This window comes from Chamaesiphon sp. VAR_48_metabat_403, assembly GCF_031422475.1.
In the GTDB taxonomy this organism is placed as follows: domain Bacteria; phylum Cyanobacteriota; class Cyanobacteriia; order Cyanobacteriales; family Chamaesiphonaceae; genus Chamaesiphon.
The window spans coordinates 1-11,036 of record NZ_JANPLS010000057.1; the positions used below are offsets into that span (position 1 = coordinate 1).

At 47.0% G+C, this 11,036-nt stretch carries 11 protein-coding genes; 4 read left to right on the top strand and 7 right to left on the bottom strand.

What is annotated here, in order from left to right; translation table 11 throughout:
• From RMO79_RS02755 to RMO79_RS02785, 7 genes are all read right to left on the bottom strand, one after another.
• Window positions 1–607 (bottom strand): ATP-binding cassette domain-containing protein (locus tag RMO79_RS02755; protein WP_310481526.1); only part of this gene is annotated, 607 nt, incomplete at its 3' end.
• A gap of 339 nt (window positions 608–946) precedes the next feature.
• Window positions 947–1,840: a phosphate ABC transporter permease PstA gene (gene pstA, locus RMO79_RS02760; RefSeq protein ID WP_310481527.1), complete on the bottom strand. Its 894-nt coding sequence runs from the start codon at window positions 1,838–1,840 to the stop codon at window positions 947–949.
• Window positions 1,841–1,942: 102 nt separating this feature from the next.
• Window positions 1,943–2,902, bottom strand: a complete 960-nt coding sequence (gene pstC / locus RMO79_RS02765) for a phosphate ABC transporter permease subunit PstC (protein WP_310481528.1) — start codon at window positions 2,900–2,902, stop codon at window positions 1,943–1,945.
• A 2-nt stretch (window positions 2,903–2,904) separates the two neighbouring features.
• Window positions 2,905–4,032, bottom strand: a complete 1,128-nt coding sequence (gene pstS, locus RMO79_RS02770) for a phosphate ABC transporter substrate-binding protein PstS (RefSeq protein ID WP_310481529.1) — start codon at window positions 4,030–4,032, stop codon at window positions 2,905–2,907.
• Window positions 4,033–4,341: 309 nt separating this feature from the next.
• Entirely contained in the window at window positions 4,342–5,253 is a 912-nt protein-coding gene (locus RMO79_RS02775; protein ID WP_310481530.1) for a hypothetical protein, read from the bottom strand.
• 161 nt (window positions 5,254–5,414) lie between these two features.
• A complete protein-coding gene (gene tpiA, locus RMO79_RS02780) occupies window positions 5,415–6,140 on the bottom strand; it encodes a triose-phosphate isomerase (RefSeq protein ID WP_310481531.1) in 726 nt (241 codons plus the stop codon).
• Between the two features lie 118 nt (window positions 6,141–6,258).
• Complete coding sequence (locus tag RMO79_RS02785) at window positions 6,259–6,432, bottom strand: hypothetical protein (protein ID WP_310481532.1); 174 nt, start codon at window positions 6,430–6,432, stop codon at window positions 6,259–6,261.
• Between the two features lie 26 nt (window positions 6,433–6,458).
• On the opposite strand from RMO79_RS02785, the gene lpxD reads away from it, so the two are divergent.
• The 4 genes from lpxD to ccsA form a co-directional block, all read left to right on the top strand.
• The gene (lpxD, locus tag RMO79_RS02790; RefSeq protein ID WP_310481536.1) at window positions 6,459–7,493 is read left to right on the top strand and encodes a UDP-3-O-(3-hydroxymyristoyl)glucosamine N-acyltransferase; all 1,035 of its coding nucleotides are present in this window, start codon (window positions 6,459–6,461) and stop codon (window positions 7,491–7,493) included.
• 755 nt (window positions 7,494–8,248) lie between these two features.
• The gene (locus RMO79_RS02795; protein WP_310481533.1) at window positions 8,249–9,934 is read left to right on the top strand and encodes a mechanosensitive ion channel; all 1,686 of its coding nucleotides are present in this window, start codon (window positions 8,249–8,251) and stop codon (window positions 9,932–9,934) included.
• A 161-nt stretch (window positions 9,935–10,095) separates the two neighbouring features.
• Entirely contained in the window at window positions 10,096–10,302 is a 207-nt protein-coding gene (locus tag RMO79_RS02800; protein ID WP_310481534.1) for a hypothetical protein, read from the top strand.
• A 229-nt stretch (window positions 10,303–10,531) separates the two neighbouring features.
• Window positions 10,532–11,036 (top strand): cytochrome c biogenesis protein CcsA (gene ccsA / locus RMO79_RS02805; RefSeq protein ID WP_310481535.1); only part of this gene is annotated, 505 nt, incomplete at its 3' end.

Consider the following 11,036-nt stretch of genomic DNA (forward strand, 5'->3'; position numbering starts at 1 on the left):
TAAACCGATCTTTTAACACATGAATGAGATTCTCGATCTGGACGGTAGAAATCGGATCGAGTGCCGAACAGGGTTCGTCCATTAAGATTACTTCTGGCTCGACGGCGATGGTTCTGGCAATACACAACCGCTGTTGTTGTCCGCCAGAAAGCGATAAACCGCTTTGTTGGAGCTTATCTTTTACTTCTTCCCACAATGCTGCTCTGCGGAGCGATTGCTCCACTCGCTCGTCGATATTGCCTTTAAAGCCAGCAATTTTCAATCCAAAAGCAACGTTGTCATAAATAGATTTGGGGAATGGATTCGGCTGTTGGAATACCATCCCAATTCGCCGCCGAACTTCGACTGGATCGATCTTAGCATCGTAGAGATTATTACCCCGATAGGTAATTGCACCTTCTACCTTGGCATTGGGAATCAGATCGTTCAAGCGGTTATAACAGCGTAATAGCGTACTTTTACCGCAACCAGAAGGGCCGATAAAAGAGACTACGTTATTTTTAGGAATATCTAGAAACACATTCCGCACGGCTTGAAAGGCACCGTAAAAAATTGAGACGTTATCTGTCTTAATTACGATGTCTCGATCTGTTTGATTAGTTACCATAAAATGAGCGGATAAAGGATAAAAAGTCTAGGAGATAAGCGGAAATTATTATATTCAAAGAATCGGTGCGAACGCTGACGATCGGCTACCGGAGGTTATCATCGCAGCTCGCGTCAATCCACAAACATTCACACCAAAATAGATCGTTACCCTACTTCAATTGTATCCGAGTAAATCGCGATCGTCACAGATTGTTTGCGTAGTATTCTCAACATTCGACTGAATTGATACATAACATTAGCAAACAAGCCCCAATCTACCTGACTATTTTGCAATCTGTTCGGGCAATAATACCGATCGACCTGCTAAATATTGCCACAATTAACACTGTGACCCCATCTAGTAAACCTTTCGATAAGAAACAATCCGCGCAATAATACTGATGACTAAAATTATGACTACAATAATTAAAGCCGCTACCCAAGCTAACTGTTGTTGATTCTTATAAGGAGAAATCGCAAAGTTATAGATTAAAACCGAGAGTGTGGCTGTCGGTTCCCACGGCCCTTTGATATCGTATTGATTGAACAAACAGGTAAACAGTAATGGAGCTGTTTCTCCCGCCGCTCTAGCGATCGCCAGTGTTACACCCGTTGCAATAAATGGCATTGCTGCGGGTAAAACGATTTGAGTCACTGTCTGAAAATTAGTTGCACCAATACCGACGGCTGCCAAGCGGGTGGCTTTGGGAACCGATTTAAGACCTTCTTCGGAAGTACGAATGATGGTTGGCAGCATCAATACCGATAATGCTGTACCACCAGCGACTGCGGAGAAGCCGCCAGTGAGCAATACTACAATTCCGTAAGCAAATAGACCTGCAATAATTGAGGGTACGCCACTCAAGACATTGGTACAAAAACGGACGAACTGAGCGATCCAATTACCCTGACTGAATTCAACAGTGTAAATTGCGGTCAATATTCCAAAAGGTACGCTGATTATAGCACCGATCGCACAGGTAACTAGGGTACCGACGATCGCGTTTCTAAACCCCCCACCAGACATACCAGCCGCAGGTGGTAGCTCGGTGAATACTGCTGGTGAAAACCCACCTAAGCCATTGGCGACGACCATAAATAGAATCGAAGCCAAGGGAATAATCGCGATCGCCACACAGGCAAACACCAAGCCAGTCATTACTTTGCCAAATAGCTGACGACCGGAAGAAACACCAAAATCAACGCCGCCGCCATCGGGTGGAGAAGATATTTGAGAAGACAAGGGATTCATAAATTTCACCTAGAAGACAGCAAAATTGGGCGATATGGGGCGAAAACGAGAAATTTCGCTCGATCGGGAGTTATTCCCCGATCGAGCCTGTCAGCAGTAAACTTATTCGACTTGCTGAAAGCGACTGACCAATGCTTGAGCGAGTACGTTTACTAACAGGGTTAACACCATTAAGATCAAGGCTTCATAAAACAGCGAAGACTTCTGAAGACCGCTGGCTTCACCAAATTGATTGGCAATTAACGAAGATAACGTCGAAGCAGGAGCCAACCACGAGATATTCACTTGGTTGGCATTACCCACCAACATCGCCAGAGCCATAGTTTCGCCCAAAGCGCGCCCTAGTGCCAACATCACCGAACCCACAATTCCCGAAAGAGCCGCAGGTAACAGCACTAATACGATCGTTTCCCAGCGCGTCGCCCCCAATCCATAAGCTCCCTGACGGAGTTTCGGCGGCAGCGAGGTGAGGGTATCGCGGGAAATTGCGATAATTGTCGGTAAAATCATGATTGCTAGTACCAATGATGCCCCCAATAATTGCCGACCGCCCGGTTCGGTCGAGAAGAAGGGAATCCAGCCACAAAACTTATGGAGTCCTTGTAAGAGGGGCTTGATGGTAGGTAGAAACACAAATAGTCCCCACAAGCCATAAACCACACTAGGTACCGCCGCCAGCAGTTCGATCGTAAATGCGATCGGGCGAAGAATTTTTTGCTCTAGAAAGTTTTCGGTCAAGAAAATAGCCACCCCAACGCCCAACGGGACGGCGAATATTAGGGCGAGTAGCGAACTCATGACGGTACCATATACATGCGGCAGTGCCCCATAAATATTCTTGACCGGATCCCAAGTGCTATCTACCAAAAACCCTAAACCAAAGGCTTGGATCGCTGGCAGCGCGATGACTAGTAGCGAGTAAGCGATCCAAATTAAGATCGCACCCACGCTAATCGCCAGTCCTAATGTCAATCTGCGGAAATTTTGGTCGAGCGCGCGAACCGGATTAAACTGAGTGGACGCTTCTAAGAGTCCATTAGGATCGGACGATGGTGAAGTCATATTTATTTAACTTTGGCGAGTTCGGCTTTAACCTTGGCAGTCAGTTCGGCATCTAGCGGTACGTAACCTAGCTCGGTAGCGGTAGCTTTACCAGTCGTCAACGACCACTCAATTACACTTTTGAGAGCTGTTTGTTTGGCAGCATCCTTGGATTGAGGATACAGTAGCAGCCACGTTAAACCGGAAATTGGGTAAGCTTTGGGATTGGCGGAATCAGCCACAGTCAGAGCGAGATCGGCGGGTACCTTTTCGCCGACAAATGCTTCAGCACCTGCTTCTGGCGATGGTGAAATTAGTTTGCCAGATTTGTTTTCGATCGCCGCCATCGCTAAACTAGTTTGCTTACCGTAGGCATACTCAACATAACCGATCGAATTAGGGGTTTGTTGAATTTGGGCGGCGATGCCTTCATTCCCTTTGGCACCCGTTCCAACTGGCCAAGAGACCGACTTATTTGCGCCCGCAGTCCAAACCGGACAAGCTGCTTTGAGGTGAGTTGTAAACTGATAAGTAGTACCGCTACCATCCGATCGATGGACGAATTGGATCGTTTGGTCTGGTAGTTTTGCCCCAGGGTTAGCTGTCGCGATCGCCGGATCGTTCCATTTGGTAATCTTACCTGCGGCGATGCCACAGTAGGCGGCGCGGGATAGTTTTAAATCTTTGACTCCATCTAGGTTGTAGGCAAATACGACGCTACCGCCAGTCATGGGTACTTGGATTGGTTCTGCACTATATTTAGCTTTAAATTTAGCACGTTCTTCTGCTTTCAAAGGTGCATCGGTCGCTCCAAAATCGACGGTACCTGCCAAAAACTGCTCGATCCCAGCACCACTGCCGACCGACTGATAACTGATTTGAGTGCCAGGATTAGCCTTATTGTAGTCGGCAAACCAACGTTGATACAGCGGCGCAGGGAAAGATGCTCCCGCACCACTAAGCGAAGAACTAGCCCCGCCGCCACTTGCCGGCGATGATGCAGGCGTAGTCCCAGTCCCGCCTGTGGGTGGAGTCGCGACATCAGGACTTGTGGGCGTACAAGCCGAGATCGTCACACCCATTGTCAACACGATACCGACCCCGATGGTGCTTCTAAACCTACTAATGCTCGATGTACTATATCTATCCATGCCGATTTCTCCTCAAAATTTATGCCGAATTTAAATTATCTCAAATAATGATGGCTTACAGTCAGTTAATTTAGTGCCTGAATCCTCAACTATTTGCTGGCGATCGTTAACTGGGATTGAAATAAGTTGCGATCTAATACCATCGAGCATAGATCGATCGGATAGATCTCCTGGTTAACAATAGGTTAAAATTTGCTCTGAGATGAGAGATTGGAGTAAGGAGTAAGGAGTAAGAATAATATTTCGACAAAAAAATGCCTGCAATGGATTAAAACATTACAGACAATAAATAGCCTCTGTGCGAGGAAATTAAGTATCGACTCGATAGTATTCTTTAGTGGCTTCGGCATATCCCCAAGCAATACCTTCAGGATCGCGATTGCGCGTCCAGTCGGTGAAATTCGGTTCGCTGCGTCGCTTGTAAATCGTACTAGAGTGTACGTCCAGTCGCTTTGCAAGTTCGGATTGGATAATTACTACCACTGGACTAGCTGGCGGTGCATTGCGATCGATTTCATCTGGCGGTGCAATATCTGGATCGATCGCCGCCACAATCGTCGATGCGGCGATTTCAGGCGATGGAGTAGAATCGATCGACTCGACGACGGTTGCTGTTGGCAACTCGGAGACTGGAATTGACTCAGAGACTACAGACGGAACTGTGGCTTCTACTGTCAGATTCGCAATAGCTGGCTCGGAAACAGTTATCGGCGATTTGACTTCGACTGGTAATACTACTTCGACGGGCTGCGATGCTGGCTGTGTCGCAGTCGGCGCGAATGCAGCTACCGGATTTGTCGCTGGCATGATGGCTGGCGGCTCTAACTCGCTATCATCAAAAATTCGACCGAGAGTACTGACTGTAACAAAATAATAGACTTGTCCGCGATCGGGATGTTGGCGACTACCAGTACCAAATTCGCTAGCTTTGGCAGTTAAATAGCGATTGGATACTCCACCAGAAATATTTGCTTTCACAGCAAGATCGAGCGAGGTAATTTCGCCCCGATTTTGGACTATTAATTGTTGAAAAACCGGATCGAGAGATCTCGACGTTTTCGCCCATTCATAACTTTGCCAAATATTTCCACCAGCGATGGCTAAAGTCACACCCAATATTATCGGCCACGCTACAAATAGCGCAGACATCGTTAGTGCGGCTGGAATCAACACCAGCATACAACCAGTGGCACTTCTTGTATTTATAGCTCTTTCAGGCATTTGCCCTATGGTTTTTTAACTTAACACTATGTTATTTTAGTCGATCCGATCGCTTTTTATTTGTTATGTTCGATCGGGCAGTTCATCCCTTCCTAGGGTGGGCTAGTATTGGTAAGTAAGGAAGGGGCTAAATTGACGATTTGGGGTAGATGTGTAAAAAATTATTGATAATTAACAATTCTGGCAAAATCGGCAGCAGCCAAACTCGCACCGCCAACTAAAACACCATCGATGTGTGGCTGTGCCATAATTTCGTCGATGTTGCTCGGCTTAACCGAACCGCCATATTGAATCGAAATCTGAGGACTTTTCGATCGATCTCGAATGATGCCAATGACGCGATTAGCTTCGGTAGTTTCGCAAGTTTCGCCAGTGCCAATCGCCCAAATCGGCTCGTAGGCAATTACCAATCGATCGAGATCGACTCCGACTAACCCATGCTCTAATTGACTGATAATTACTCGTTCCGTTTCGCCAGCATCCCGCTGTTGATTGGTTTCACCTACGCACAAAATCGGAATCAAACCGCCAGCCTGCGCGGCTTTGAGTCGCAAATTAACGGTCTCGTCAGTTTCGCCGAAAAACTGACGGCGTTCGCTATGTCCGACGATTGCATATCTCACGCCCATTTCGGTCAACATACTCGCCGAAATTTCGCCTGTATAAGCTCCACATTCTTCCCAATGAACATTTTGGGCACCCAACCGAATCCGATTGCCATGTAAACTTTTATTGACGATCGTCAAATCTGTAAATGGCACGCACAGAACTACTTCCCGATCTTCGGGTGCATCATCGATCTGGGGCATAAATTCCATCAAAAACTCAGCGGCTTCCCCCTGAGTTTTATACATTTTCCAGTTGCCAGCAATAATAACTTTACGCACAGTCTAAATATAGGTTATCTGTTTCGCTTTCTATATTCCCATGAATTGGGCAGGGAGTGGGGAGCGGGGAGCGGGGAGTGTGGGGAGTGTGGGATGTTCAATCCAAAATCCAAAATCCCTAACTCCTCAACCATAAGAAAATCGCAATCAGCGTAGAAGGTAAAAAAACAGCAATGAGGGCGATCGTAGCGATCGGGATCGGATTTAGACTGTTGCCGAGGTAGTTAATGGCGATCGAGATCGCGACCGATGGTAATAACATTTTAAGTAATAGTCCGATTTGGTCTGACACTTAGTAATCTCTATCCCGAATTTATGATGCAATTTAGCGAACTGATAACTAAACTAGGGTCTGCGATCGAAGCTAGTAGTGTGGAGTCGCAAAACCAGCTCGATCCAATTTTAACCGGATTGGCACCGATCGATGCGGCGACTGCTGGGACGATTAGTTATATCGAAGGCGATAAATTTGCCAAATTTGTCGGGAGTACGGCGGCAAGTGCTTTAATCCTACCGATGAATGAGTCGATTCAAACTCAGGCTGGCGATCGGGGAATTGCGTGGATAGCTGCTGGCGAACCGAGGTTGTTATTTGCCCAAGTTATTAAATTATTTTATCAGCCCTTTCAGCTCCCCACCGGGATTCATCCGAGTGCGATCGTCGAAGCGGGTGTCGAGCTGGGTGCGGATGTATCGATCGGTGCCCATGTAGTCATTCAAGCTGGTGTCACAATTGGTAACGGGGTGGTCATTCATCCCAATGTTGTCGTCTATCCAGATGTCCAAATTGGCGATCGCACGATCCTTCATGCCAACTGTACCATTCACGAACGGGTGCGGATCGGAGCTAATTGTGTCATCCACAGCGGGGCGACAATCGGCGCAGAGGGCTTTGGCTTTGTGCCGACCGCTACTGGCTGGTTCAAGATGGAACAAGCGGGTTATACGGTCTTAGAGGATGGAGTAGAGATCGGTTGCAATAGTACGGTCGATCGCCCAGCGGTCGGGGAAACGCGGATCGGTAGAGATACTAAGTTAGATAATTTGGTACATGTCGGGCACGGTTGTCAAATCGGCTCGAATTGCGCGCTCGCGGCTCAGGTGGGGTTAGCTGGTGGGGTTAAAGTTGGCAATGGTGTGTTGCTAGCCGGACAAGTCGGTGTTGCCAATCAAGTGACAATCGGCGATCGAGCGATCGCTTCATCAAAAACAGGCATTCATAGCAATGTCGAACCTGGTGAAATTGTATCGGGATATCCAGCCGTTTCACACAAACTATGGTTGAAAACTGCCGCGATCGTCAATCGGCTACCAGAAATGTATCAATTCTTTAAACAAAGCCAACGCAGTTAAATTATCGCGCTGTTTTTGCTAACTCGGTCGTCAGGTATACTTCTTACCAAATGCCGATCTTATCGATTTTGATAAGTGCAGATCTTTAACGCAATTAGTGGCTGCGAAGATCGATCCATTCTGCTTGGTAGTATTAGCGAATAACCAATTATTTTTGGTGCTATGGCGATCGAAAGCCTTGCCGATTAACTATTTTCGATTCTCTACTCCGATTATCTACAGCAAAAAAACGATTGCAGATTGTAAAATCTGCTGCTGCCTGTGGATGCCATATTTAGCGAAGCGTGGTAAGCTACGTCTGTGTTGTAATTAGTATCTTCGATAAAAATAGCAAATGTCTATCTTTATCGATCTTTACTAACTACTTCTTTTCAGTCCGTAACGTGTACTTTTGTTGCAGACGATCGCCAACTAAAATTTAAGTTGTTTACAGAGATCGAATCGATCGAAAGTTAAGAAATCTTTAACTTAGATTTATGCTTGCCAGCAAAATTTAGAAGCCTGGTATATTTCGCTACTAATTGATTAATCTGTGATAACAAAGTTAAGTTTGGAGCAGCCGATCGACCGAATCCGAGGTCGCAATTGAAATCTGCAACAGTCTAGTTATTGCTGGCAGTCACGGCTACAAATTGGGGGCTGTTTACATGCCCATTAGTTCCGGTCGTGAGTGTCAGTTAGGGCGAAGGATGTAAGGCTATTTGCTGCCGCACGCGCAGTCTACACTAGCATCGACAATATTACATAGCAAAAATATGAACCAAACTTGGCAACTCATTCCGGCGATTCCCGCAGCTAGCCAGCTTTTGGCAAAAGATTGGTTAGTCGCACAGGTAGCCACTCCCACAACTGCTACGCCTAACTTTTCAGCATCTGGAATTGAAAATTTTGTCAAACAGACGGGCGGTACAGTCGGATCGTTCTTACCCAGCTTGTTGGGTGCCATCGGGATTTTATTAATCGGTTGGATTTTAGGATGGATCGTTTCCACAGTCGTGCGGAATTTACTCAAGCGCACCGACTTAGATAACCGCTTGGGAAATATGGCAACAGGCGGCTCGGCAAATAGATCGACATCTACATTAAATACCGAAAAATTAGTCGGGGACGTTGTGTTCTGGCTAATTTTTCTATTTGCCCTCTCCAATGCGCTGACGGCATTAAACTTAGACAGTGCCGCTCAACCCCTCTCTAATGTCTTAAGCCAGATTTTGGTATTCTTGCCAAAAGTAGCGATGGCGGCAGCATTAGCGGGCGTTGCGTGGTTGTTAGCAACAGCAGTCAAAGCGATCGTGATCCGGACTGCTGGAACCGTCATGCCAGCCATGTCGCGGAAATTGTCTGTTGAAAACCAAGTCTTACCGAGCGAGACACTAGGTAACGCCCTGTACTGGTTCGTGTTCTTATTCTTTCTCCCGTTAATCCTCGATGTCCTCGAACTTAGAGGCCCCCTCGCACCCGTCCAAAACCTCTTAGATGGGATTCTCAAAGCGATTCCAAATCTCTTTAAAGCAGGTCTACTGGGGATTGTGGGTTGGTTTGTCGCTAAAATCGTCCGCGAGTTAGTTACTAACTTACTTGCTGCGGCAGGTACTGAGAGATTGGCAGCCAGAATTGGCATGAATAGAGCCGCTCCAGGGCAATCTCTCTCTGGATTGATAGGTACGATCGTGTACGCGATGGTCTTGATTGTGACTGCGATTCCCGTGTTGGATGCGCTCCAGATTCCCTCAATTTCTGGCCCTGCGACTTCAATGCTCCAAAAAGTATTGGATAAAGTCCCAGAAATTCTTGGAGCTGCCGGAATTTTGGTAGTTGCCTACGTAGTCAGTCAGTTTATTGGCGATCTGGTCACTGAATTACTCAATGGCTTAGGTTTTAACAATATTTTCCGCACGTTGGGACTCAATTCCCTCCATGACTCGACTACCGATAGTACCCCCACCCCACCGGGCATTCCCACTACTCGTGGGACGATCGTACCTAGCACTCACAAACAAACACCATCTGAGGTAGCTGGTATTGTAGCGCGAGTTGGCGTAATTCTGTTTGCCGCAGTCGTAGCTACTGGCGTATTGGGCATTCCCGAACTGAGTCAACTTGTCAGCGGATTGCTGCTAATTTCTGGGCAAGTGCTCTCTGGTGTCGTTGTATTTGCGATCGGGCTATATTTAGCCAATCTGGCACAACGAGTCGTCAGCAGCGATAATACCCACCAATCGCGAGTCCTGGGACAAATCGCTCGCTTGGCAATTGTTGTCTTTGTCGGTGCGATGGCATTACAACAGATGGGGATTGCCGCCAGCATCGTTAATTTGGCGTTCGGTCTATTACTCGGTGCGATTGCAGTTGCGATCGCGATTTCGTTCGGTTTGGGCGGTCGCGATGTCGCTGCCGAACAACTCCGCGATTGGTTGTCAGGATTCCGTGAAAAACGTTAATCTCTCCCGCTCGATCTAATTTAATTTAATTGCCAACAGTCAGGAACTAGCACTCAAAGCTGGTTCCTGACTTTTTATTTCGTAGTGTTTACCCCCACCCCACGCCCCAATCTAGTTGGGCTAAAATAGCTTGGAGGTGTAAATATTTTTTTAGTTAAATCGTGGAAACTATTCAGATTAATTGTAATGAAGTTTGTATCGACGGCTGTAGTCGCCCCGATCGCTGTCAAAATCAGGCTCATATCGAGTCAGCTTCTAAATTTATTAGTGAGACTTCTTTAGACAAAATGCATGAAATGGCTGAGGAAGCAAGACGCAAGAAAATGTCCGCCCCGCCACAGTGGGTGATTCCGGATTGGCAGGAATAACCTGGAGTATGGAGCGGGGAGTACGGAGCGGGGAGCGGGGAGAATTTTGGATACTTCTCCTTACGGAGCGACTGAAATCACGCGGAGGTCTCCTCCGCATGTGTTTTAGTCAAGACAGACGCTACGCTCAGTACAAGTTTTAGATTTTGGATTAAAAATCCTCCTAGCCCCCCGCACCCCGTCCCCCCGCTCCCCCATCCCCCCTCAATTATCAAAAACCTTATAAAACATGAACTTAATCTCACTTCAGAATCAACTGGATAACCTATCCTTTGGGATCCTATTCGCGACGATGCTAGTCTACTGGGTGGGTGCGGCTTTTCCTAAAATTCCATTTTTACCGAACCTGGGCACTACCGGGATGGCGATCGCTAATCTATGTATGGCAACATTATTGGGTGCTAGATGGATCGAAGCTGGTTACTTCCCACTCAGTAACTTATACGAATCTCTATTCTTCTTAGCTTGGGGCATAACGGCAATCCACTTATTTTCCGAATCCATCAGTCGGAGTGCCCTCGTGGGCGTGGTAACGTCTCCTGTGGCGATGTTAATTACCGCCTTTGCCGCACTGAAATTACCTGGCGATATGCAAGCATCCGCACCTTTGGTGCCCGCTTTAAAATCTAACTGGCTGATGATGCACGTTAGTGTGATGATGCTATCGTATGCCACATTATTGGTTGGCTCTGTACTGGCGATCGCATTTTTGTTCGTCACGCGCGGACAAGAAA